General features: G+C 53.0%; 25 protein-coding genes, 1 tRNA gene and 1 pseudogene. 24 read left to right on the top strand and 3 right to left on the bottom strand.

Features of this window, described 5'->3' with window-relative positions:
• The first annotated feature begins 222 nt into the window (after nt 1-222).
• Both TH30_RS19500 and TH30_RS19495 read left to right on the top strand, forming a co-directional pair.
• On the top strand, nt 223-1,197 hold the full coding sequence (locus tag TH30_RS19500; protein ID WP_114099756.1) for a TAXI family TRAP transporter solute-binding subunit: 975 nt from the start codon (nt 223-225) through the stop codon (nt 1,195-1,197).
• 113 nt (nt 1,198-1,310) lie between these two features.
• The gene (locus tag TH30_RS19495; protein ID WP_114099755.1) at nt 1,311-3,551 is read left to right on the top strand and encodes a TRAP transporter permease; all 2,241 of its coding nucleotides are present in this window, start codon (nt 1,311-1,313) and stop codon (nt 3,549-3,551) included.
• An 83-nt stretch (nt 3,552-3,634) separates the two neighbouring features.
• Here TH30_RS19495 and TH30_RS19490 read toward each other — a convergent pair whose 3' ends face one another.
• The gene (locus TH30_RS19490; protein WP_114099754.1) at nt 3,635-3,973 is read right to left on the bottom strand and encodes a zinc ribbon domain-containing protein YjdM; all 339 of its coding nucleotides are present in this window, start codon (nt 3,971-3,973) and stop codon (nt 3,635-3,637) included.
• Between the two features lie 117 nt (nt 3,974-4,090).
• Nucleotides 4,091-4,180, bottom strand: a tRNA-Ser gene (locus tag TH30_RS19485).
• A 230-nt stretch (nt 4,181-4,410) separates the two neighbouring features.
• Between TH30_RS19485 and TH30_RS22185 the strand changes: the two genes are divergently transcribed.
• The 10 genes from TH30_RS22185 (at nt 4,411) to TH30_RS19440 (ending at nt 13,663) form a co-directional block, all read left to right on the top strand.
• Nucleotides 4,411-4,749, top strand: a complete 339-nt coding sequence (locus TH30_RS22185; protein ID WP_181850411.1) for a hypothetical protein — start codon at nt 4,411-4,413, stop codon at nt 4,747-4,749.
• Nucleotides 4,739-5,167 carry a YdcF family protein gene (locus TH30_RS19480; RefSeq protein ID WP_258548798.1) on the top strand — a complete coding sequence of 143 codons (429 nt, stop codon included), beginning with the start codon at nt 4,739-4,741 and terminating at the stop codon, nt 5,165-5,167. The genes TH30_RS22185 and TH30_RS19480 overlap by 11 nt, the downstream gene beginning before the upstream one ends.
• A 21-nt stretch (nt 5,168-5,188) precedes the next feature.
• Nucleotides 5,189-6,193, top strand: coding sequence for a lytic murein transglycosylase (locus TH30_RS19475; RefSeq protein WP_114099752.1), 1,005 nt, complete (start codon nt 5,189-5,191; stop codon nt 6,191-6,193).
• Between the two features lie 136 nt (nt 6,194-6,329).
• Nucleotides 6,330-7,313, top strand: a complete 984-nt coding sequence (locus tag TH30_RS19470; protein WP_258548797.1) for a septal ring lytic transglycosylase RlpA family protein — start codon at nt 6,330-6,332, stop codon at nt 7,311-7,313.
• Nucleotides 7,314-7,577: 264 nt separating this feature from the next.
• Complete coding sequence (locus TH30_RS19465; RefSeq protein ID WP_258548796.1) at nt 7,578-8,660, top strand: D-alanyl-D-alanine carboxypeptidase family protein; 1,083 nt, start codon at nt 7,578-7,580, stop codon at nt 8,658-8,660.
• Complete coding sequence (tmk, locus tag TH30_RS19460) at nt 8,657-9,313, top strand: dTMP kinase (protein WP_114099824.1); 657 nt, start codon at nt 8,657-8,659, stop codon at nt 9,311-9,313. The genes TH30_RS19465 and tmk overlap by 4 nt, the downstream gene beginning before the upstream one ends.
• Before the next feature lie 6 nt (nt 9,314-9,319).
• Entirely contained in the window at nt 9,320-10,429 is a 1,110-nt protein-coding gene (locus TH30_RS19455; RefSeq protein WP_114099749.1) for a DNA polymerase III subunit delta', read from the top strand.
• An 86-nt stretch (nt 10,430-10,515) separates the two neighbouring features.
• Nucleotides 10,516-12,078: a methionine--tRNA ligase gene (gene metG / locus TH30_RS19450; protein WP_114099823.1), complete on the top strand. Its 1,563-nt coding sequence runs from the start codon at nt 10,516-10,518 to the stop codon at nt 12,076-12,078.
• Nucleotides 12,075-12,893 carry a TatD family hydrolase gene (locus tag TH30_RS19445; RefSeq protein WP_114099748.1) on the top strand — a complete coding sequence of 273 codons (819 nt, stop codon included), beginning with the start codon at nt 12,075-12,077 and terminating at the stop codon, nt 12,891-12,893. The genes metG and TH30_RS19445 overlap by 4 nt, the downstream gene beginning before the upstream one ends.
• Nucleotides 12,890-13,663: an MBL fold metallo-hydrolase gene (locus tag TH30_RS19440; RefSeq protein ID WP_114099747.1), complete on the top strand. Its 774-nt coding sequence runs from the start codon at nt 12,890-12,892 to the stop codon at nt 13,661-13,663. Before TH30_RS19445 ends, TH30_RS19440 begins: the two co-directional genes overlap by 4 nt.
• Nucleotides 13,664-13,751: 88 nt before the next feature.
• On the opposite strand, the gene TH30_RS19435 is transcribed toward TH30_RS19440, so the two are convergent.
• On the bottom strand, nt 13,752-14,582 hold the full coding sequence (locus TH30_RS19435) for an amidohydrolase family protein (protein WP_114099746.1): 831 nt from the start codon (nt 14,580-14,582) through the stop codon (nt 13,752-13,754).
• A gap of 226 nt (nt 14,583-14,808) precedes the next feature.
• Between TH30_RS19435 and TH30_RS19430 the strand changes: the two genes are divergently transcribed.
• From TH30_RS19430 to TH30_RS19375, 12 genes and pseudogenes are all read left to right on the top strand, one after another.
• On the top strand, nt 14,809-16,134 hold the full coding sequence (locus TH30_RS19430) for an ABC transporter substrate-binding protein (RefSeq protein ID WP_114099745.1): 1,326 nt from the start codon (nt 14,809-14,811) through the stop codon (nt 16,132-16,134).
• A 105-nt stretch (nt 16,135-16,239) separates the two neighbouring features.
• Nucleotides 16,240-17,136, top strand: a complete 897-nt coding sequence (locus tag TH30_RS19425) for a carbohydrate ABC transporter permease (RefSeq protein ID WP_114099744.1) — start codon at nt 16,240-16,242, stop codon at nt 17,134-17,136.
• Between the two features lie 3 nt (nt 17,137-17,139).
• On the top strand, nt 17,140-18,006 hold the full coding sequence (locus tag TH30_RS19420; protein WP_114099743.1) for a carbohydrate ABC transporter permease: 867 nt from the start codon (nt 17,140-17,142) through the stop codon (nt 18,004-18,006).
• Nucleotides 18,007-18,010: 4 nt separating this feature from the next.
• Nucleotides 18,011-19,096 (top strand): ABC transporter ATP-binding protein, encoded by a 1,086-nt coding sequence (locus TH30_RS19415; protein WP_114099742.1) that lies wholly within the window; start codon nt 18,011-18,013, stop codon nt 19,094-19,096.
• Nucleotides 19,097-19,104: 8 nt separating this feature from the next.
• Nucleotides 19,105-20,223 (top strand): mandelate racemase/muconate lactonizing enzyme family protein, encoded by a 1,119-nt coding sequence (locus tag TH30_RS19410; protein WP_114099741.1) that lies wholly within the window; start codon nt 19,105-19,107, stop codon nt 20,221-20,223.
• A complete protein-coding gene (locus tag TH30_RS19405) occupies nt 20,220-20,549 on the top strand; it encodes an L-rhamnose mutarotase (protein WP_114099740.1) in 330 nt (109 codons plus the stop codon). Before TH30_RS19410 ends, TH30_RS19405 begins: the two co-directional genes overlap by 4 nt.
• On the top strand, nt 20,542-21,597 hold the full coding sequence (locus TH30_RS19400) for a Gfo/Idh/MocA family protein (RefSeq protein WP_114099739.1): 1,056 nt from the start codon (nt 20,542-20,544) through the stop codon (nt 21,595-21,597). Before TH30_RS19405 ends, TH30_RS19400 begins: the two co-directional genes overlap by 8 nt.
• Entirely contained in the window at nt 21,590-22,036 is a 447-nt protein-coding gene (locus tag TH30_RS19395) for a MaoC family dehydratase (protein WP_068519445.1), read from the top strand. The genes TH30_RS19400 and TH30_RS19395 overlap by 8 nt, the downstream gene beginning before the upstream one ends.
• Complete coding sequence (locus tag TH30_RS19390) at nt 22,033-22,347, top strand: UxaA family hydrolase (protein WP_114099738.1); 315 nt, start codon at nt 22,033-22,035, stop codon at nt 22,345-22,347. The genes TH30_RS19395 and TH30_RS19390 overlap by 4 nt, the downstream gene beginning before the upstream one ends.
• The gene (locus TH30_RS19385; protein ID WP_114099737.1) at nt 22,344-23,546 is read left to right on the top strand and encodes a UxaA family hydrolase; all 1,203 of its coding nucleotides are present in this window, start codon (nt 22,344-22,346) and stop codon (nt 23,544-23,546) included. Before TH30_RS19390 ends, TH30_RS19385 begins: the two co-directional genes overlap by 4 nt.
• Nucleotides 23,547-23,555: 9 nt before the next feature.
• Nucleotides 23,556-24,293 carry an SDR family oxidoreductase gene (locus TH30_RS19380; protein WP_114099736.1) on the top strand — a complete coding sequence of 246 codons (738 nt, stop codon included), beginning with the start codon at nt 23,556-23,558 and terminating at the stop codon, nt 24,291-24,293.
• A gap of 30 nt (nt 24,294-24,323) precedes the next feature.
• A pseudogene (locus TH30_RS19375) lies at nt 24,324-24,634 on the top strand (hypothetical protein); the annotation flags it as partial.

Below are 24,634 nucleotides of genomic sequence, written 5' to 3'. Positions count from 1 at the left end.
GTAAATCAAGTTACATGCAATAATTTTGTTTTATGGTCATTTGATATTTGGAATGATTTCATTCAACCAAAGTCGCATGACCTCTGAGACCAACATCACTTTCCAAAATCCTTGTTTTAGTTATTGATTATGGAACGCGTTGTCTTCAACCCTTGGTTTCCCCATATGTGGAACTGCCTAGGGAGGCAACGTCACATAAGCACCGATAAACGGAGGAAATAGATGAAACGCGCATTAATTGCAGGGATGGCGGTCGCGTTTGCGTTTGGGAGCACAGCAGCCTCGGCGCAGGATCGTGCCGGTTGGCCAGACAGCTTTACGGTCGGCACCGCATCACAGGGCGGCACTTATTTTGCCTATGGTTCCGGTTGGGCGAACCTTGTAGCAGAAGAACTTGGCATTTCCGGTGGTGGTGAAGTTACCGGCGGACCAATGCAGAACATGGCGCTGGTTCACACCGGCGAAGCGGCATTTGGCATGACCACGATGGGTCCGGCAGCAGAATCCCTTGCTGGAACAAACCCGATTGCACCGGGCGTCCAGATGACGAGTGCTTGTGCAATGTTCCCGATGTATCAGACACCGTTCTCGATCACTGCACTGGCATCATCGGGCATTGCATCTGTTTCGGACATCCCCGAGGGCGCAAAAATCGGTTTCGGTCCTGCGGGCTCGACCTCGGACACCTATTTTCCGAAGATGCTCGAAGAACTTGGTGTAAAGTTTGAACGCCGCAATGGTGGCTGGGCCGATCTGGGTGGCCAGCTTCAGGACGGCTTGCTTGACGTGATCGCATTCGCTGCCGGTGTTCCGGTGCCGGCTGTTAGCCAGCTTGAAGTTCAAACCAAAGTGAACATCATCGAATTCACTGAAACAGAACAGAAACAGATTATGGATGCCTTCCCGGTGTCCGAATTTGACATTGCTGCAGACACATACACCACGCTGACCGCTCCGGCGCGTTCAGTGTCAATGTGGAACTTTGCGATTGCCAATTGCGATCTTCCGGAAAGCTTTGTTTATGCCGCAACTGACGTTGTGATGTCGGATAATGCCCGCATGGTATCCATTCACCGTGCAGCACGTTCCACAGTTCCGGAAAACTGGAACAAGAACAAGGTCATGAAATGGCATCCGGGTGCTGCAAAGTGGTTCAACGAACATGGCGCATCCATCCCGGCTGACATGATCCACTAAGTCAGCAAAATCTGATCACACAAGGCGGGTCATCCGGAAGGTGACCCGCCTTTGCTCAATCGCCGCAAAGAAGCCTGCGAATAACAAATGACCAGAGAGTGTGGGGAAACCTGATGACCGAACCAAATAAACCGGATGACGAACACCTCATTGCCGATGGCGTGGATGAAGAGCCGATTGAACATAATCGTCGCCTTTTCGAGGGACGGAGCCTCAGTTTCATAACAATTTCTGCCGCCATTTATGCTGCGTTTCATATGCTCGCGCTAAATGGTGTATCGCTTTCTGGAATGACGGGCGGTTTGGTTAATCTTGAATTCTTGCCTGATTTTCCGTTGGAAACATGGAACTTCCGTATTGTTCACGTTTCGGGTGCCCTGGCACTTGGTTTTCTTTGGTACTCTGCCAACAAGTTCGCTGATGAGCCTACAGGGCAGACACCGCTTCTGGGCTACTTGTCATATGTTCTCCTGGTACCAGCCTTTGTCGCGGTCGGAACCGCAATCAGCTTTGCTTTCGAAATCAAAAATGGCGCAATGTGGAACGGCATTGATGCTACCATCAAGTTCAACGAGACATGGGTCTTTGGTGCTCCACTGATGGCAGCAACAGTCGGTGGTATTGTTTTATCCTGGTTTAACAAGACACCCCGTAATCGTTATTCACCACCTGATTTTGTGCTGACTGTTTGTGGCCTTGCCGTTGCGATCTATTTGATCACAATTTACGGCACGCTTATGCGCAACTCCACAGGAACACCTTTTGCGCCGATCGGTATTTCGATTGCTGCAATCTCGGGCACGTTGCTTATCATGGAGCTGACACGCCGCGTTGCCGGTCTGGCGCTTGTGATCATTGCGACCATTTTTCTGGTCTATGTTTTTGTCGGTGAATTCCTGCCGGGCTTCCTGCAATCGCCAGCCATCACCTGGCAGCGCTTCTTTAGCCAGGTCTATACTGATGCCGGTATTCTTGGCCCGACGACTGCCGTTTCATCGACCTATATCATTTTGTTCATCATCTTTGCCGCGTTCCTGCAGGCATCAAAGGTTGGCGACTATTTTGTGAACTTTGCCTTCTCGGTGGCCGGACGTGCCCGTGGTGGTCCTGCAAAGGTTGCAATCTTTGCTTCTGGCCTGATGGGAATGATCAACGGCACGTCTGCGGGTAACGTTGTGGCAACCGGCTCGCTGACCATCCCTTTGATGAAAAAGGTCGGTTACCACAAGAAAACGGCCGGTGCGATTGAAGCTGCAGCTTCGACCGGTGGCCAGATCATGCCGCCAATTATGGGGGCAGGGGCCTTCATCATGGCCGAAATCACCGGTATCCCATATACCGACATTGCCATCGCGGCTGTGATCCCGGCGATCCTTTACTTTGTGTCGATCTATTTCATGGTCGACTTCGAAGCAGCCAAACTTGGTATGCGTGGCATGCGCGAAGAAGAACTGCCGCGCTTCCATACGATGGTAAAGCAGGTCTATCTGTTCCTGCCCATCATCATCCTGATCGTAGCCCTGTTCCTTGGCTATTCGGTTATCCGGGCTGGAACATTGGCAACTGTTGCAGCTGTGGTTGTCAGTTGGCTTACACCAAACCGCGTAGGGATCAAATCCGTTGCCAAGGCATTTGAACTGGCAGGCGGGATGTCGATTCAGATCATTGCAGTTTGTGCCTGTGCCGGGATCATCGTTGGCGTGATCGCGCTGACAGGTGTCGGCGCACGGTTCTCGAACCTGTTACTGGGTCTTGCAGAAGCGTCACAGTTGCTGGCCCTGATCTTTGCCATGCTGATCGCCATCCTTCTGGGAATGGGCATGCCAACAACGGCGGCCTATGCGGTTGCTGCATCGGTGGTTGCTCCGGGATTGATTGAGCTTGGAATTGAACCACTTACTGCACATTTCTTCGTGTTCTACTTTGCAGTCGTTTCAGCCATCACGCCACCCGTCGCACTGGCTTCCTATGCTGCTGCCGGGATATCGGGTGCAAACCCGATGGAAACGTCAGTGGCTTCGTTCAAGATTGGCATTGCGGCCTTCATTGTGCCGTTCATGTTCTTCTATAACGCGGCTATTTTGATGGATGGGACTTACCTTCAGATCGGCCAGGCGTTCATTACGGCCGTGGCCGGGGTATTCCTGCTGTCTGCCGGTGTTCAGGGATGGTTCCTTGGGCGAAGTGCAGTGTGGTTCCTGCGCATTGCACTGGTCATTTCAGCATTGTTCATGATTGCTGGCGGACTGGTTACCGATCTGATCGGCATTGGACTGGCTATCGCAATCCTGCTGATCCAGCGTGTGATAAACCCGAAACCAGGCAGCACATTCCGTACTGGTGGGGCAGATTAACAACACGCCTCGGCCATAAAACAACAAAAGCGCACCAGACCGGTGCGCTTTTTCTTTTTCTGAAAATCAAGGTTGTCAGAAAATCAATCTGATACTTTTTTCACGAATTCGGATTTCAAGCCCATCTGACCGATACCCGGGATTTTACAATCAATATCGTGGTCGCCATCGACAAGACGAATGCCTTTGACCTTGGTCCCGACCTTGACGACCGCCGATGATCCCTTGACCTTCAAATCCTTGATGACAGTTACCGTATCCCCATCAACAAGCGGGGTACCGTTTGAGTCACGTACAACCGTCGCGCCAGCTGCGTCACCTGAAGCAGACCATTCATGCGCACATTCCGGGCAGATCAACAGTTCGCCATCTTCATAGGTGTAAGGTGACTCACATTTCGGGCAGGACGGTAGTTCGCTCATTGCTCGGACCTTTTAACAATAATCGTGTTTGGTGCGACCACAGATACAACACAGCGTTTCGCAGTAACGTCGTGTTCTGCGCTAAAAAATCAGAGATTTTGTGCGATCTTGAGTAAATGGCGGAGAGGGTGGGATTCGAACCCACGGTACCCGTAAAGGCACGACGGTTTTCAAGACCGTTGCATTCAACCACTCTGCCACCTCTCCGCAAAAATGGTCGGAGCTTATTGCTCTGGGCGCTTTCAATAAATTGGGCGCGCTGCCCTGTCAATAGGCCAATCAAACATTGCATCAAATGCTGGCGAAATAATGTGATTTCAGCAAGGTACCGGCAACCATAAGGCGAACCATCTTTCGGGCCAGTATCACGTTTTTTATTTTCTCTCAGAACCCTTAGCTACCTGATCAATATCGGGCTCATGCACGGGATATTGTTGTTGATCCTTGTTGGCCTGATCTGTTTGCGCAGGACACGTCGTTTTGCTTTTGCCGGATTGTTATTCGCCACTATTGCATCATTGCTGATCACCATCATTCCCGTAGGAGCACTGTTGCCCATAACCCTCGAAGCGCGCTTTGAAAAAGCGGACCTCAATGGATCAGAATTTGCAGGGGTGATTACCCTATCGGGCTCGATTGACCCAAACAGCTATCTTCAGCGCGGGGATGTTCAGTTCCTAAGTGCCCCGGATCGAATATTTACAATGCTCCGAATGGCGACCAAATATCCTGATAAATCCTGTGATCTTCACGGGCAAAGACGGAGTGCTAAATGATCGCGGTTTTAGTGAGGCGGCTGCACTGCGCAACTGGCTGGACGATTCGAACCTGTTAAGACCGAATATTTATTTCGAAACCAACGCACGGAACTCATATGAGAATGCCCTAAATTCATGTGATCTCATTTATGGAAGCTGGCCGGAACTGGCACAAAAGTCTTGGGTATTAGTCACTTCCGCAGATCATATGCCGCGTGCAGCTGGCGTTTTTCGGCAGGCGGGCTGGAACATTACTCCGTATCCGGTCGTCAGTTTCACATCAGATGAGATCCATTTAGCAAGTCTTAACGTCTCAGGCGCTATCAAATCCCTAAGCCGTGGTTTGCGGGAATGGGTTGGTTTGACCGCTTATTACCGGACCGGGCGAACAAATGAGTGGTTTCCGGGGCCAAAGCCGTTGGGAACCGGCAACTGAACATCCTGGATGAGGCCTTTGATGAAATTCTGGAAATTGCTGACCGCCGCCTCTGTGCTTACTGTTTTGACCGCCAATGCGCCGGCCTTTGCACAGACCGATGAAAAACTTCCAGAATTCACCACCGAAGGATTTGAGGAATGGTTGGTTGACTTCAAAAAAGAAGCCGCCGCCAAAGGCATTTCCCAGCCAACCCTCGATGTTGCCTTTGCCAATACCAAACCGATCCCCAAGGTGATCGAGTATGATCGCAGCCAGCCTGAATTCAAACTGACTTTTGAGCAGTATATTCAACGCGTTGTCCCGCAGTCACGGATCAACGAGGGCCGCAGGAAATATGCCGAAAATCGCGCGATCATTGATGCCGCAGCAAAAAAATATGGTGTGCCGGGTCACTATCTGACGGCCTTTTGGGGGATCGAGACCGGTTTTGGACGGCATACTGGCGGCTATTCCGTCGTCGACTCACTGGCAACTCTTGCCTTTGAAGGTCGTCGGGCGGAATATTTCCGCAAGGAACTGATGAACGCTCTAACCATCATTGATGCTGGCCACATTGCGCCTGAAAACATGTCCGGCTCCTGGGCGGGCGCCATGGGGCAAGCGCAGTTCATGCCTTCAACCTTCCTGAATTACGCACGCGACGGGAATGGCGACGGCAAGATTGATCTTTGGGGCGCCAAGGAAGACGTTTTTGCGTCGGCTGCCAACTATCTTTCGACCGTCGGCTGGAAAGGGGATGAACGCTGGGGGCGCAAGGTCAGCATTCCCAAGGATCTGGATAAATCCCTGATTGGTCGCGATATTCGCAAACCAATCTCGGAATGGCAGGAACTTGGCGTTCGCATGCCCGGTGGGGCCAATCTGCCAACGGCAGATATGGATGCATCAATTGTTACCGTAAATGACGGTGAAGGACCGGCATATATGGTTTATAACAATTTCCACACCATCATGCATTGGAACCGATCGACCTATTTCGCAATCGCCGTGGGAACACTGGCTGACGCGATAGCCGGGCAATAAAGTTTTAATGTCCAGGTGACGAAGATCATTCGTTGCCATCAAATACAGAGCATCTTTAAGCGGGGACACCTTGATGCCAAAACCAAGAAAAAGTGCTTTTGGGCGACTGCGGACAAATAGCCGCCTCGGACTGTCCGTGGTTGCACTTGGTATGCTTTTGGCTGGCTGCGCAGAAACCCAGCTTGCCGTTCACGGTGTCAAACGACTTGGTGGCGTTCAGTCCCAACCGACACAGATTGGTAACTACAAGATCGGCAATCCCTATGAAATTGCTGGTCAGTGGTACTATCCGGCTGTCGATTATGAATATAGCGAAACCGGTATCGCATCCTGGTACGGGCCCAAATTCCATGGCAAGAAAACCGCCAATGGCGAAGTGTTTGACCAGTACGAGATCTCTGCCGCACACCGCACATTGCCGCTACCGAGTATTGTGCGTGTCACCAATCTTGAAAACGGCAAATCACTCAAGGTCCGCGTCAATGACCGGGGACCGTTTGCGCATGGGCGTATCATTGACATGTCACGCCGTGCGGCCCAGTTGCTGGGGTTCGAGAAGAAGGGCACGGCCAAGGTCATGGTCGAAGTGATCGAGGCAGAAAGCCGTCAGATTGCAGCTATCGCGCAGGGAAAGGCGGCACCGCAAGTTACTGTCGCCGAACAGAATACAGTTACTGCCGCACCGCGTGATGTGGTCGAAACCGTTCGCCTTGACGATGGCCCGATCACCGAAACCGGCCAACCAACGACTTCGCAGATAAAATTGACGCCTCCGGCATCAGGGCCGATCCTCACCAGTGCCCCACTTGAGGGTACCGTAGAAGAGGCTGCTATTATCAATATCGAGCCCGTAACGAATTCAGCCATTTACGTTCAGGCAGGGGCCTTCTCAATCTATGATAACGCCCTGAACTTGCGTAATCGGCTTTATGATCTGGCACCAAGCAAGATCGAACCCATCGAGGTAAAAGGGACGACCTTTTACCGGGTTCGTCTTGGGCCGTTAAATACGGTTCCGGAAGCAGATATCCTTCTTGAGCGCGTGATTGCCACCGGGCAGAACGGTGCAAAAGTCGTGGTCGAATGTGCCGATGGCGGTGCTGCCAAGTCGGGATGTTGATTGCAACCTTATGCTGTGCTACCGCTTTGCTGTCAGCTATTTGAGTGGATTTCGCATACTGATAAATGTCGCATGAGCGTGTTGCACAATTTTGCCGGATTTGCGACATAAGCAACAGAACAAAGCCGCCGGGGGACTGGTGGAACAGATTTTATTACACAAGGTTAGGACGTAATGACTTTGATGGCGCCAATTCCGTTCAAAAACTGTCTGAACCGGGTAGTGGCCGGAGCCACGATATTAGGCTCTGTCATGGCGATGTCTATGACCAGCGCGCAGGCAATCGAAACCAATGCGCGCGAAGCCTATATCATGGATTTCGACACCGGCACGGTTCTTTTGAACAAGAACGGCGATACACTCACCGAACCTGCTTCCATGACCAAAATGATGACTGTCCATATGTTGTTCAAGCATATCAAGGATGGCAGTGTATCAATGGATGACACCTTCCACGTCAGTGAAAAAGCTTGGCGTAAAGGTGGGTCGAAGATGTTCGTCGAGGTAAACTCAGACGTTTCTGTTTCTGACCTTTTGCACGGAATTATTGTCCAGTCAGGTAACGATGCAGCTATCGTGGTTGCCGAGGGCCTGGCGGGTACCGAAGAAGCCTTTGCCGAGGAAATGACCGAAGAAGCCCGCAATATCGGCATGACCAAATCGGTTTTCAAGAATTCAACCGGTTGGCCCGCAGAAGGACATCTTGTTACCGTTCATGACCTTGCAACGCTGGCCCGCGATACCATTCGCAATTTTCCGGACCTTTATTCACTCTATTCGGTCAAGGAATTCACATATAACGGCATTCGCCAACCAAACCGCAATCCGTTGCTGGGGACCAGTGCCGGTGTCGATGGCCTTAAGACCGGCCATACTGAGTCGGCCGGTTACGGTCTGACCGCATCTGCCGAGCGTGATGGTCGACGTCTGATTATTGTCGTAAATGGTCTGAACTCTGTTCGTGAACGCCGGACGGAATCCCAGAAGCTTCTTGACTGGGGCTTCCGTGAATTTGACAATTATGACCTGTTTGCCGAAGGCGAAACCATCAGTTCTGCCAACGTTTGGCTGGGTGCGGAAACAAAGGTCGATCTTGTTGCCGATCAGAAAATCCTTTTGACCCTCCCGCGCAGTGCAAGCCGCGATATGAAGGTATCTGTTGTCTATGACGGTCCGATTCCGGCACCGATCAGCAAAGGTGACCAGATCGCAACCCTTAAGGTTGACGTGCCCGATCAGGAAACCAGGGAATTTCCGCTTTATGCCGCGCATGATGTCGGTCGTCTCGGCTTCGTCGGACGTATCGGTGCTGCGATCAAATACCTTCTGTGGGGGGCAAACGGGTGATCGACAAGCCCGGCTTGTTCATCAGCTTTGAAGGCGGTGAGGGCAGCGGAAAATCGACCCAGATCCGCTGCCTAGAAAACTGGTTCCGCGAGAATGGTCGCGATGTCGTTGTAACCCGTGAACCCGGTGGTTCACCGGGGGCCGAGGAAATTCGTACCTTGCTGCTGACCGGGGATCCCGGTCGCTGGGATGCCGTTACCGAAGCTCTTTTGATGTTTGCATCTCGCCGTGATCACGTTGAACGCACCATTCGTCCGGCACTTGCAGACGGAAAGGTCGTTTTGTGTGATCGCTTTGCCGACTCATCGGTTGCCTATCAGGGCTATGGTCATGGTCTTGGTGCGGATTATATCCGTAATCTCTGGGCACTGGCGATTGATGGCTTCAAGCCGGATCTGACCTTGATGTTTGATCTTCCCGTTGAAGTGGGACTTGAACGTGCCGGGGCACGTTTTGCCAATGTCAGCGCTGCTGAAGACCGGTTTGAACGGATGGGGATTGAATTTCACCAACGTTTGCGTGACGGTTTCCGTGAAATTGCCGCATCGGAACCTGAACGTTGCCGCATAATTGATGCGCAAGGCGACGTCAAAGCTGTGACCGAACGCGTCATTGCGACAGTTCAGGAATGCCTTGCCGGGCAGGGGGTGTAATCCCCGATGGCAGGAAATAGCGATCTTTCCGAAGACGAAAATCCGTTTGCACCCCGTCGTAACGACGCACTTCTTGGTCATGAAGAAGCCGAAAAAACGGTTCTAGATGCCTGGAACAGCAAACGCATGCATCACGCATGGCTTTTGTGCGGCCCGCGCGGCATCGGGAAGGCAACGCTTGCCTATCGAATGGCGCGGTTCATTTTGTCTGGCGGCGGCGAGAATGGCGGGGCAGGTCTGTTTGGCGATCAGTCTGATGGTCTTTATGTCGATCCGGAAGACCCGGTTGCACGGCGTATTGCCGGCGGCGGTCACGGTGACCTCAAGGTCATCGAGCGCCAGTATGATGACAAGAAAAAGCGCCTGCAGGGCGAAATCACAGTTGCCAGCGTTCGAACGGTTGGCAACTTCATGTCCAAAACTGCGGCCGAAGGCGGCTGGCGGATCGTCATTGTTGATGCCGCCGATGAGTTAAACCGCAACGCCGCCAACGCAATCCTGAAGGTTCTTGAAGAACCGCCTGCGAATGCAATGATGATCCTGGTTGCACATCATCCGGGGCGCTTGTTGCCAACCATTCGATCACGCTGTCGTCGTCTGAACCTGAGTGCACTTGAAGATCATCAGGTTGTTGATCTGTTGGGACGTTATTGCCCGGATATGGATCTTGGTGATCGTGATGCGCTCTCGGGGCTTGCCGAAGGAAGCATTGGCCGTGCCCTTCAACTCCATGAAGTCGGCGGGCTTGAGCTTTACACCGAACTGGTCAATCTGATTGCCAGCTTGCCCAATGCCGATGTCGCAGCCCAGCACAAGTTTGCCGAACGTTTTTCTGCGGCGGACAAGGATGCGGCCTTTGCAACCGTGACCGAACTTTTGCATTGGTGGCTGGCCCGCATGATCCGTTTTGCCGCCACCGGACAGCCGCCACGTGAAGTGGTCGAAGGCGAGTTGCCTGCCATGCAACGCATGGCTGCTGCGCAACCGCTTGATCAATGGCTGGAGGTATGGGAAAAGATCAACGAATTGATGGGCGCGACCCGCGGTTTGCATCTTGATCGCAAGCAGGCCTTGCTGAATGCATTCTTCATGCTTGAAGAATGCATGCGAACCTGACATCACTGCCCAGTAACCGAAATATTGACCATCACGGCCCATTTCGGGCCGTTTTGTTTCACGACTTGCGCGAAGGATTTGCGACCATGACCGGGCACAAACAGCCCTATTACATCACAACCCCGATCTATTACGTCAACGACAAGCCCCATATTGGCCATGCCTATACGACGCTTGCCTGTGATGTTCTGGCCCGCTTCAAGCGCCTGGACGGGTATGACGTGATGTTCCTGACGGGTACCGACGAACATGGTCAAAAGGTCGATAAGTCGGCTGCGGCCAAAGGAATTGATCCGCAAACCTTTACCGATCAGGTTTCGCAGAACTTCCGCGATCTGGCCGTGCATATGAACTATTCGAATGATGATTTCATTCGCACGACCGAAGAACGCCACAAGAAGGCCTGTCAGGCGCTTTGGAATACACTGCTGGAAAAGGGCGAGATTTATCTTGGTTCCTATGATGGCTGGTATTCGGTTCGCGACGAGGCGTTCTATGCTGAAAAAGAACTGATCACCAAAGATGGTGAAAAGCTTGCCCCAACCGGTGCACCGGTCGAATGGGTGTCCGAGCCCAGCTATTTCTTCAAGCTTTCCGCCTGGGGCGACCGCCTGCTTGAGTTCTATGAGCAGAACCCTGATTTCATCGCACCGCAATCCCGCCGTAACGAAGTCATCAGCTTTGTCAAAGGCGGCATGCACGATCTTTCGGTTTCGCGCACCAGCTTCAAATGGGGCGTTCCGGTTCCTGGTGATGAAGACCATGTCATGTATGTCTGGCTTGATGCGCTGACCAACTATCTGACAGCCATCGGCTATCCGGATTCAGATCCGGCCAAGCTTGAAAAATACTGGCCTGCAGACCTTCACATGGTCGGGAAAGATATTCTGCGCTTCCATGCTGTTTACTGGCCTGCTTTCCTGCTGGCAGCGGGTATTCAGCCGCCCAAGCGCGTCTTTGCCCATGGCTGGTGGACCAATGAGGGCCAAAAGATTTCAAAATCAATCGGCAATGTCATTGACCCCTATGACCTGACAGAAAAATACGGTCTCGATCAGACCCGATATTTCCTGATGCGTGAAGTTCCGTTCGGCAATGATGGTGATTTTTCCCATCGTTCCATGGTCAACCGGATGAACAGCGAACTTGCCAACGATCTTGGCAATATGTGTCAGCGCGTTCTGTCGATGATCCATAAAAACTGCAACGAAGTGATCCCGACGCCGGGCGCATTTACCGATGCCGATCAGGTTATTCTGACCAAGGCACACGGAATGCTTGATACCGTCCGTCCGCTCTTTGAAGAACAGGCCTTCCACAAGGGGCTTGAAGCAATCTGGAGCCTTGTCGGCGATGCGAACCGCTATGTTGACGAAATGGCGCCATGGGGGCTGAAAAAGACCGATCCGGCACGCATGGAAACGGTTCTTTACGTTCTTGCCGAAGTCATTCGTCACGTTGGCATTCTGGTTCAGCCAATCATGCCGGCGGCCGCATCCAAAATCCTTGATCTGTTGGTACTTTCCAATGACAAGCGCGGTTTCGAGATGCTTGGGCCGGATCATGCGCTCACCCCGGGCTCGGCAATTCCGAAACCGGCTGGTGTGTTCCCGCGATATGTAGAAGAAGACGAAGGAGCGAAGGCATGAATGTCGCCCTTGTCGACAGCCACTGCCATCTGGACTATCCGCAGTTTTCCGAAGACTTCGCGGGAACCATTGCGCGCGCCCAAAATGCCGGTGTTGGCATGATGGTCAGCATTGGTGTGAAACTGACGACTTTCGATCAGGTGCGCGCCATTGCCGAGAAATCCGACCATATTTACTGCACGATTGGCGTTCATCCGCATGAAGCGGGCGAGGAGGGGCTTTCAAGTCCCGAACCGCTGCTTGCCAAGACTTCCGATCCCAAAATTATCGGGATCGGAGAAAGCGGGCTGGATTATTTCTATGACAATGCCCCGCGAGAAGCACAGCAACAAAGCTTTCGTGCGCATATTGCTGCATGTCGCGAAACCGGACTGCCCTTGATCGTTCATACCCGTGATGCCGATGACGACACGATGGATATTCTTGAAGAAGAATATCAAAAGGGGCCGTTTACCGGTGTAATTCATTGCTTCTCAAGTTCTGCAGAACTTGCACAGCGTGCGCTGAAGATCGGGTTCTACATATCCTGTTCGGGTATCATAACTTTCAACTCGGCAAAGGAAATCCGGGCGGCCCTTGAAGATGTGCCGCTGGATCGTTTGCTCGTTGAAACCGATGCGCCGTATCTGGCACCGGTGCCAAAGCGCGGGAAGCCGAACGAACCAAGTTACGTCGCGCATACAGCCTCCAAGCTTGCCGAAATCAAGGGGGTCAGCCTCGAGGAAATTACCCGTATCACAACGGACAATTTCTTCAGACTGTTCACCAAGGCTGATCGCAAACATTTGTTGCTTCCGGGCGAGGCCGCACAGTGACAAAAATAACCATCCTTGGCTGCGGATCATCAAATGGTGTGCCATCTGTTGGCCTTGGATGGGGCAAGTGTGACCCGACCAACCCGAAAAACCGGCGTTTACGCAGCTCGATCCTGATTGAAGAATCTGGCAAAAAGATCCTTGTTGATGTTACGCCGGATTTTCGCGAGCAGGCACTTGGCCATAATATCGATCATCTTGATGCGATCCTGTTTACACATTCCCATGCTGATCACGTCCACGGAATTGATGATCTGCGCTGGCTGAATGTTGCGATGAACAGTCCGATTGATATCTATGCCAACGCGCAAACGATTTCAGACATCGATCAGCGCTTTAACTACGTGTTCACACCGCTGCCAGACGGCGTCGAGTTTTATTTCAAGCCCGTTTTGATACCGCATGTCATCACAGGACCGCTCAACGCAGCAGGGGTCCCAATTACGGTTTTCTCCCAGGATCATGGTTACGGGGAAACTCTGGGCTTCAAGATTGGCAAGTTTGCCTATTCAACCGATGTCGTCGATTTCCCGGAAGAGTCCAGACAACATCTCTATGATCTAGACGTCTGGGTGGTCGATTGCCTGCGTCATCGACCGCACAACACGCATGCCCATCTTGAAAAGGTGCTTGGCTGGGTCGAAGAATTCAAACCCAGACAGGTCTATATGACCCATATGGGAATTCAGTTCGACTATGCGCAGGCAATGTCCGATACGCCGGACAATGTTGAACCGGCATATGACGGATTGATCATCAACGTGAACTGACTGTCCAAAGTTGACAAAGCATGTGGATTTCGAGAAGGAGACTATCAACAGAGGTCCCCTTGAAAGCTCACATCTCGATACCCGGGAACTATAAGGACCAAATCCGTTTGGCATTTTTTGAGGCGAACGCCGTTTTCTCGGATTCTGATGCGTCCGCGATTAGGGTGTGTGTTGTTGCCATCCATTGATCAAGAGATGAATTCAGGGTGCATACCGGACTGTCAGAGCCCCAGACAACCCGGTTCCAGCCAAAACACCCTATAACATGCTCGACATAAGGGCGCAGGGTCTCAATCGTCCAGTCCGGCTTTGCATAGGCAGAAATGCCTGAAATCTTTGCATTCACGTTCAGACGTTCCGACAGGGTTGCAATTGAATGCGCCCAGTCACCAAAACCGTCGTCAGTAAAGTCTGGAACGCCACAATGATCCAGGACAAAAACTGTATCCGGGCAAGCATCAACAAGCTCACACGCCAAGGAAAGCTGACGTTGGAGAACGCAGATGTCGAATGGCAGGCCCATTTTGCCAATCTTGCGCACATTTTCCCGGAACAGATCACTTTGCGAAACATCATCTGGCACAACATGCAATACGCGGCGAATGCCTTTAACAACCTTAAGATCAAGGCTTTCTAGAAATACCTCGCAGTCTTTTGATTCCGGTCTGGCCGAGGATATGGCTCCGCGCAGCATGCTTTGCGGCTTGGTCATCAGTTCGCCAATGAATGCGGTTTCGTTTGGAATGTCATCTGGTGCACAGTCCACCTCCATGTGAAGCACGCCTTCTATGCCGATGCGTTTGGCCGTGACTTCATAGTCCTGAAACGTCCAGTCACGGTTCAGGGCAGGCACATCTTTAAGCCAGGGGTAGGTGATCCGGTCGCGGGCGACGAGGTGCAGATGAGTGTCGATGAACATGGCGTCTCCTTATTGTCTGTGCGTTTCCCGGATGCATATGTCGGGTTATGTCCCGGCAGTCTTATGTTTTTTTCAGGATTAAGGTGATTTCTTGTGGAGTTCAACTTGACTCACCGATCAAGTCAAGTTTAAATATAAAAGATGCTTCCGAATATGAAAGTCACAACAAGAATGGCCTCGGAAGTGATATTCGGTCAGGAAAGACCGTTCCTTCAGGGAGGATAGAATGAAAACGTTATTGAGCGGTGCATCCCGTGCCGTGCTAGCGACTGCTGCTTTGACTGCTGCAATCTCTTCATTTGGCACCGCGCAGGCGGGCGAATTTGATGGTGTGACCATCGAGGCAAAGCTTATCGGCGGTCAGCAATACGAAGCGCTTTATGCCCGCATCCCGGAATGGGAAGCCGCCACCGGCGCCAAAGTGAACATCATTTCGAAGAAGAACCACTTCGAACTGGATAAAGAATTCAAATCCGACATCGCGGCTGGCACAACCAGCTGGTGCGTGGGTTCAAACCATTCATCTTTCGCATCCCAGTATCCGACCCTTTATACCGACCTGACCGATCTGGTAAGCAAGGACGTGGTTGCCGAGTTCGTGCAGGCCAACATCAAGGCTGCTACCTTTGATGGCAACCTTGTGATGCTGCCGCGTGCGCAGTTCGATGTGTCTGCACTGTATTACCAGAAAGACCTTTATGACGATGCCGACAAGGCCAAGGCATTTGAAGCCAAGTTCGGCTATCCGCTTGCGGTGCCGGAAACCTGGGCGCAGGTAAAAGATCAGGCAACCTTCTTTGCCGATCCGCCGAACTTCTATGGCACCCAGTATGCGGGCAAGGACGAAGCGATTGTCGGTCGTTACTATGAAATGGTCGTTGCCGAAGGCGGAAAGCTGTTTAACGATGATTTCTCGCCAGCCTTCAATTCCGAAGAAGGCAAACGTGCCCTGCAGTGGTTTGTCGATCTTTACAATGCCAAAGCCGTTCCGGCCGGTACGACCAACTATCTTTGGGATGACCTTGGTAACGGCTTTGCGTCGGGTACCATTGGGCTGAACCTTGATTGGCCGGGCTGGGCTGGTTTCTTTAATGATCCGTCATCGTCGAAAGTTGCCGGTAATGTCGGTGTTGCACCGGCACCGAAAGGATCGGCAGGCGTGCGTACCGGCTGGTCGGGCTTCCATGGCTTCTCCGTGACCAAAGATTGCGACAACAAGGAAGCGGCTGCGTCGCTGGTTGAATTCCTGACCAACGAAGACAGTCAGAAGCTTGAAAGCTCTGCCGGTCCGCTTCCGAGCCGCACCGCGGTTTGGGAATATGTCTCGGAGCAGGCAAAAGACGATCCGTATCGCAGTGAAGTTCTGGCTGCGTTCAAGGAAACGGCAGCAACGGCCTTTGCTGTTCCGCCGACCCCGCTTTGGATCGAGGCAACCAACCTGATCTATCCTGAACTGCAGGCCGCCATTCTTGGTGACAAAACCGTTGATGAAGCCCTTGAGGATGCATCGGACGCGGTTGACAGCCTGATGCAGGAAGAAGGCGTCTACTAAGACAGATATATGGCGGCGCAGTTCGCAATTGGTAACTGCGCCGCCTGACCATTCCCTGACCCAAATGCATGGGCAAAGACCTGTGCCGATTAATGGGACATCCCGATGAATCGCTTGAAACTTCCCCCGTGGTTGGTTCTTTTGTTGCCAGCCATCATTATTCTATCGGCCGTCGTGCTGATTCCGCTCGTACTGTCACTATATTCGAGTTTCACCTCGTATCGGCTGACACGACCTGACAGCATTTTTAACTGGGTGGGCTTTTTCAACTATGAAAAGGCACTGACGGATGTGAAGTTCTGGGCGGCTTTCGGTCGGACAGTTCTGTTGCTGACGGTGGCGCTTAATCTTGAGATGCTGTTTGGTCTGGGACTGGCCTTGATGGTGTCCAAGGTGACACAGGGACAACGTCTTTTGCGCACCATGATGATGTTTCCGATGATGTTTTCGCCAATCCTTGTCGGCTTCCAGTTCAAGTTCATCTTTAATGACAATGTTGGTCTGGTGAATAACGCGCTTCAGTCGCTTGGTATCACAGATCAGGCGATCCCCTGGCTGGTGGACGGGCATCTTGCGATGTTCTCTATCATCTTTGCCGAAATCTGGACGGCGACTTCGGTCTTTGGAATTCTTATTCTTGCCGGTCTTTATGCAATCCCGCGTGATCCGCTCGAAGCGGCAAAGGTAGATGGTTGCACCGCATGGCAGTCGTTCCGATATGTGACCCTGCCGTTCCTGATGCCCTTTATCTATATCGCGATGGCGATCCGTTCACTTGATGTCGCACGTGCCTATGACATCGTGCAGATCATGACCAATGGTGGCCCGGCGCGTCGTACCGAATTGCTTTGGACCCTGATTGGTCGAACCGGCTATGTCGATGCCCGAATGGGGTATGCCAATGCCATGGGCTATATCTCGATCTTCCTGGCGATTTTCTTCACCATCTATTTCTTCAAGAAACTGACGCAATCGCGCAAAGAACTCGGGATGGGGGCGTAAGTCATGGCGAGTAATCTTAATCATCGCGTCCGCCGCCATACCCTTAAAGGACTGCATTTCTTCGGGCTTTTCACGGCCATGATGGTGCTGTGTGTGCCGGGCTTGTGGATTGTTCTGAACTCTTTCCGCCCGACAGTGGAAATCATGGCCAAACCGCCGGTCTGGATCCCCAACGACCTTAATCTTGATCATTACCGCGCCATGTTCAGCGGTATCGGTGAGGGCGGTGTTCCGGTTCTGACCTATTTCGCCAACTCGCTTGTTATTTCAGTGACCTCGACAGTCATTGCGCTTCTGATCGGGATGGCGGGTGGTTACGCCTTTGCACGTTATAAGTTCAACTTCAAGGGCGGCATGTTTGTTGGCTTGATGGTGACGCGTGCAGTGCCTGGCGTTGCCCTGTCCTTGCCGCTGTTTATCCTGTTTGCACGAATTGGCATCATCGACACCCATTTCGGTTTGATCCTGGCCTATGTCGCGCTGAATGTGCCGTTTACGATCTGGCTCATTGACGGGTTCTTCCGTCAGGTGCCGCCAGAACTTGCCGAGGCTGCCGAGATAGATGGTTGCACCCGCTGGCAGGCATTCTGGCGTGTCGAATTCCCGGTTGCACGTGCTGGCATTGCGTCGGCGGGTATCTTTGCCTTCCTGACATCTTGGAACGAATACGCGCTGGCGTCCCAGCTGACCCGTTCGACGACGTCAAAGACGATGCCTGTCGGTCTTCTCGATTTTACCTCTGAATTTACCCTGAACTGGGGGGGGATGTGTGCGCTTGCGGTGTTGATGATTATCCCCGCACTGATCCTGACATTCCTCGTGCAGAAACATCTCATTGCCGGCCTTACCTTTGGCGGCGTGAAAGGATAATAAAATGGCTCAGGTCCACCTTCGCGATGTCGTCAAGAAATACGGCCCGCTTGAAGTTGTTCATTCCATCAATCTCGATATCGCAGATGGCGAGTTTGTTGTTCTGGTCGGTCCTTCGGGCTGCGGCAAATCGACAACGCTTCGCATGGTCGCCGGTCTTGAAGGCATTTCTGGCGGTCAAGTAAAAATCGGCGGACGTGTCGTAAACGATCTGCCGCCGCGTGAACGGAACATCTCGATGGTGTTCCAGAACTACGCGCTTTATCCGCATATGACCGTGCGTGAAAACCTTGGTTTCTCGCTTAAGATCGCCAAACAGTCGCAGGCCGACATTGACAAGGCCGTTGATGAAGCGGCCGAAATTCTGTCATTGACGCCGCTGATGGATCGCAAGCCGGGTGCCTTGTCCGGTGGTCAGCGCCAACGTGTTGCCATGGGACGTGCGATTGTGCGTCACCCGGAAGTCTTCCTGTTTGATGAACCGCTTTCAAACCTTGATGCCAAACTGCGTACCCAGATGCGCGTCGAGATCAAAAAACTTCATCAGAAACTGAAATCAACAATCATCTATGTCACCCATGATCAGATCGAAGCCATGACGCTTGCAGACCGGATAGTGATCATGCGCGATGGCCATATCGAACAGGTCGGCACCCCGCTTGATGTCTTTGAAAATCCTGTAAATACCTTTGTCGGGACTTTCATTGGCTCGCCGCCGATGAACCTTTTGAGCGGTACGGTAAAAGGCAGTTCCATCGAGTTTGAGGATGGAACTCTGCTGCCGGTGCCGCCCGGTTATGAGATCGCGGATGGCCAGGCCGTGACGTTCGGGGTCCGCGCAGACAATATCATGCCGGTCGGTCACGCCTTGCCACGCGGTGAACATATGGCCGAAGTTGAAATGGCTGTTGATCTGACCGAGCCGCTCGGGACCGAAACCCTGCTATTTGCGACCCTTGCCGGGACCGAGGTACAGGCAAAAATGCTGAACCCGCGTCCGGTTCAAAGCGGTGAGCGCATGACATTCCAGATCATGCTCGACAAGTGCCACCTGTTTGACGCCGAGACCGGCGCCACGCTTCGGAAATGAGGTAAGTGATGGCACGCATTACATCTGCTAATGCCTTTATGGTCGATCTTGAACCCAAGGTCGTGCGCACGGATGCGATCCAGTCATTCAATTCACAGGAAACGATTTTTGTCGTTTTGCGTGATGTGGATGGTGCCAAGGGCATGGGATATAGCTACACCATCGGTGATGGCGGACCAGCGATCCTGTCGCTTTTGAAAGAGACACTTCTGCCGCGTCTAATGGAACAGGATGCCGACCGGATCGAAGCCGTCTGGCGGGATCTGTTGTTCTGTTCGCACGCAACGGCGGTTGGGCCAATCATGTCGCTTGCCCTTGCGGCAATTGATACGGCCCTTTGGGATATGCGCGGGCACAAGACCGGTTTGCCACTTCATATCCTTGCTGGTGGGGCAAAATCATCGGTACCGATGTATACGACGGAAGGCGGGTGGCTTCATCTGTCACCCGATGCGCTGGTCGAAGATGCGGTTGCGTCAAAAGAGGCCGGTTTCCTTGGTTCCAAGGTAAAAATCGGCAAGCCGACAGTCGCTCAGGATTGTGAGCGTCTGGAAGCCGTGCGCAAAGTGCTTGGTGACGATTATGAAATCATGACCGATGCCAACCAGTCAATGACATCGGGTGAGGCCAAGCGTCGCTTGCCGATGCTTGAACGCCTTAATATTGCATGGTTCGAAGAACCGCTTCCAGCCGATGACATTGCCGGTCACGCCCGGCTCCAATCCCAGTCACGTGTACCGGTTGCCGTCGGTGAAAGTATGTATAGCCCCGGTCAGTTTGCCGATTACATCGCTCAGGATGCCTGTGAAATCGTGCAGGCCGATGTCGCCCGGATTGGCGGGATTACCCCATGGCTTAAGGTTGCGCACATGGCCGAGGCCCATAACATCGCGATCTGCCCGCATTTCCTGATGGAACTGCATGTAAGCCTGGTCTGCGCAGTGCCCAATGCCCCCTGGCTTGAATACATTCCCCAGCTTGAAGACATAGCAGCCCCGATGGCACGCGATGGCGGCAATGCCCTTGCGCCGATGACGCCGGGCTTGGGGATCGAATGGGATTACGACAAACTTGCCGCACTGACCGTTACAGGAAGCGCATTTGATATCAAGGAGGCACATCAATGACCCGTCATGGACAATTGATCGGTATCGGGGCTGACGCCATCGCCGAATATAAACGGCTGCATGCGGATGCATGGCCCGGCGTGCTTGCCAAGATAACCGACTGCAATATCCGCAATTATTCGATTTTCCTAAAGGAACCGGAAAACCTGCTGTTTGCCTATTTCGAATATGTCGGCACCGATTTCGAAGCCGACATGGCGAAGATGGCCGCCGACCCGGAAACCCAGCGCTGGTGGTCCAAGTGCATGCCGCTTCAGCGCCCGCTTGATAGTCGGGCTGAAGGCGAATGGTGGGCAGAAATGCCGGAGGTATTCCATCATGACTGATTTAAACCAAACCGTTGAGATGCCTGAGAAGGTTACACCGGTTGTGATCTTTGGATCAGGGTCCATCGTGACTGATGCCCATCTTCCGGCCTATCGTGATTTAAAGGTTCCGGTTGCCGGGATTTTTGATCCCGATCTGGCCAAGGCCCAGAAAGTTGCAAGCGAGTGGGGGAGTATTGCCTTTGAAACGCTTGATCAGGCAGCCAGTCAGGACGGTGTTGTCTTTGACCTTGCCGTACCGCCCGCGGCCATTCCGGAATTGCTCGAAGCATTGCCCGATGGCGCGATTGCAGTGATCCAGAAGCCGCTTGGTTCTGATCTGGGCGAGGCGGATAGGATTATCTCGGTCTTGCGGCGCAAGAACATCAAGGCCGCGGTTAATTTCCAGCTTCGCTTTGCGCCGAACTCGCTTGCGATCAAGGATGCTATAGCCAAGGGCCTGCTTGGCGATATCGTTGATTTTGATGCCTGGCTGGCACTTGATACGCCGTGGCATCTTTGGGCGTTTCTTGCCGATTTGCCACGTGTCGAGATACTGCTGCATTCGATCCATTATCTGGATTTCGTCCGTGACTTGCTGGGCAACCCGGCAGGCGTTCATGCGCGCACCATTGGGCATCCGTCATCAACGGTTTCCAATACCCGCAGTGCGATCATGCTTGATTACGGAAGCGACGTTCGCTGCAACCTGTCGATCAATCACAATCATGCCTTTGGTCGCAAATTCCAAGCCTGCGAATTCCGGATCTGCGGCACCAAGGGGGCAGCCTATATGAAAATGGGCGTCAACCTTGATTACCCCAAAGGCGAACCTGACGAGTTGTGGCTGAACACTGACGGCGAATGGCGTCAGATTGATCTGGCCGGCAACTGGTTCATCGAAGCCTTCCACGGGCGCTTTGCCCAGGTGCAGCGCTTTGCAGCCGGGCTTGATGATGCGCTTGAAGGTTCGGCCGAAGACGCGTGGCATACGATGGCACTGGTCGAGGCAGCCTATGAAAGCTCTGCCCTGCCGATGCATCCGATCAAGGGGGCACCTGATGCTTGAGCAAACCAAATACTACGAAGATTACGAAATTGGTGAAGGGCGTGACACGGTTGGCCGCACGATCACGGAAACAGATTTCGTGGTTCATGCCGGTCATTCCGGGGATTTCTTCCCCCATCACCTTGATGAAGAATTCTGCAAAACCTTGCCGTTCGGTCAGCGAATTGCCCATGGCACGATGGTCTTTACCATCGGTGTGGGCTTGACCGCGACCATCATCAATCCGGTGGCGTTTTCATATGGTTATGATCGTATGCGGTTTGTTAAGCCGGTCTTTATCGGTGATACGATCAAATCACGGGTTGAAATTATCGCCAAGGAAGTGATGGAAAAACGTCCCGGATACGGGCGTGTGACCGAACGTCTGACCGTGACCAAGCAGAATGGCGAAACCGCCCTTGTGGCTGATCACATCTATATGGTGGAGATGAAGCCATGACGGGGCCGTTCCTGCATCTGCATCCCGATGATAATGTGCTTGTGGCCCGGGCATCGGCCCCGGTCGGGACAGAGGTCAAATTGGCAAGCAGCACGGCAACGCTCACCCAGACCATCCCGCTTGCCCACAAGATCGCCTATCGCGATATCGTAGCAGGTGAACGCATTCTGAAATACGGGATGCCGATTGGTATTGCGACCGAGGCTATCGCAGCCGGCGCACATGTTCACATTCACAATATCCGTTCTGCCTATACGCCGACCCATGCCCTTCAGGATGCGAATGGTCAGAGCCCGGAGACGTCAAAATGACAGAAAAATTCCAAGGTTATCTGCGTTCGGACGGACGTAAAGGCATCCGCAATACAGTCGTTGTCGCTTATCTGGTAGAGTGTGCGCATTTTGTCGCGTCAAAGATCGTTGCCGGTTTTGACGATGAAGACGTGCAACTGATCGGATTTCCCGGATGCTTCCCCAATGAATATGCGGCGCGTGTGATGGGACAGCTTTGCACCCATCCCAATGTTGGTGCTGTCCTGTTTGTGTCACTTGGTTGCGAAAGCTTTGACAAGGTGCGCGCAAAGGGAACGGTTGCAAGCACCGGACGCCCGGTCGAAACCCTTGTGATTCAGCGATCCGGCGGAACAGCCAAAACGGTTGAAACCGGTCGTGCCTGGGTGCGGTCCGCCCTTGATGAAGTGGCCAAGGTCGAGCGTGCCCCAATGGGGGTCGACGAGTTGATCATTGGTACGATTTGCGGGGGCTCGGACGGAACATCGGGCATTTCCGGAAATCCGGCTGCTGGCAAGGCGTTTGATCTTCTGATCGCCGAGGGGGCTGCTTGCATCTTTGAAGAAACCGGCGAGCTGATCAGCTGCGAGGACATCATGGCAGAACGCGCCAAGACGCCGGAACTGGGCGAAGAGCTGCGCGCAGCTGTTCAAAAGGCCGAACGCTATTATGCAACGCTTGGCTATGGCTCGTTTGCGGCGGGCAATGCCGCAGGCGGTCTTTCCACAATCGAGGAAAAAAGTCTGGGTGCCTATGTCAAATCCGGCGACAGCCAGATTTCGGGCCTGATCAAGCCGGGTGATGTGCCGCCAAGGGGCGGGCTCTATCTGATGGATGTGGTTCCCGATGGCGAAGTCCGCTTTGGCTTCCCCAATATTTCCGACAATGCCGAAATCGTCGAAATGATCGCAAGCGGGGCACATATGACCCTGTTTGTTACCGGGCGCGGATCGGTTGTCGGATCAGCTATTTCACCGGTCATCAAGATTTGTGCGAACCCTGATACCTATCGCGCCCTTGAAGGCGACATGGATGTGAATGCCGGTGACATCATCGAAGGCAAACGATCCATTGCCGAGGTTGGTCAGGAAATCCGTGATCTGGTCGTCAATGTCGCCAAAGGTGCGCAAACCAAATCCGAGGCCCTTGGTCATCGGGAATTCATTCTGACTTACAAATCATTCGATCCAATCGGGCCGTCGTGCCTGCCTGCGGTTTGAGGAGGAAACATGAAAAGACTTGAAGGAAAACTCTGTTTGGTAACAGCTGCCGGGCAGGGCATTGGTCGGGCATCCGCCGAACGTCTTGCTGCAGAAGGTGGTCGGGTCATCGCAACCGACGTCAATGACGCAGCCCTCGCCGAACTCGATGCCATTGATGGTATCGACGCCCGCAAACTGGACGTCACAGACAGGGATGCGATCACCACATTGGTCAACGAAATCGGTCCGGTTGATGTTCTGTTTAACTGTGCCGGTGTTGTTCACAATGGGACCATTCTTGAAGCAACCGAGGAAGAATGGGATTTTGCCTTTGATTTGAACGTCAAATCGCAATTTCGGATGATCCGTGCCGTCCTTCCGGGGATGCTGGAAAAAGGTGCTGGCTCGATCATCAATATGTCTTCGGTTGCAGGTCCGGTGACCGGCCCGGTTAACCGTTTGATCTATTCCGCGTCAAAGGCAGCGGTTGCTGGCATGACCAAGGCGATCGCCAATGATCATGTGACCCAGGGCATTCGCTGCAACGCAATTGCCCCCGGAACGGTTGACAGTCCAAGTTTGCATGAACGTTTGCGGGCGACAGGGGACTATGACGGCGCGCTCAAGGCATTTATCGCCCGCCAGCCGATGGGACGTATTGGCAAGCCTGAAGAAATAGCGGCACTGGTTGCGTATCTCGCCTCAGACGAGAGCGGCTTTACCACCGGGGTTGTGCATGTTGTTGATGGTGGCTGGACCGCCTGATCAGATTTTGAATGAAGGATAGGATTTAGTATGAAATTCGCACGTTACGGAGAACGCGGCGCAGAAAAACCCGCTTTGGTTGATGCCAACGGCAATCTGCGCGACCTTTCGGCCCATGTCGATGATATCGCAGGCGACGTTCTGACCCGCCTTGATGACCTGAAATCAATCGATCCGGAAAGTCTGCCGCTGGTCGAAGGCGAACAGCGCCTTGGTGCCTGTGTTGGCCAGACCGGCAAATTCATCTGCATCGGTCTGAATTATGCCGACCACGCCGCAGAATCGGGTATGGAAGTGCCGCCAGAGCCGGTCATCTTTGCCAAATATACCTCGGCAATTTG

It is taken from the genome of Thalassospira profundimaris (genome assembly GCF_003326795.1).
GTDB lineage: Bacteria > Pseudomonadota > Alphaproteobacteria > Rhodospirillales > Thalassospiraceae > Thalassospira > Thalassospira profundimaris_C.
Note: the sequence above shows the minus strand (reverse complement) of the source record. Positions and strands in the feature narration are given on the sequence as shown.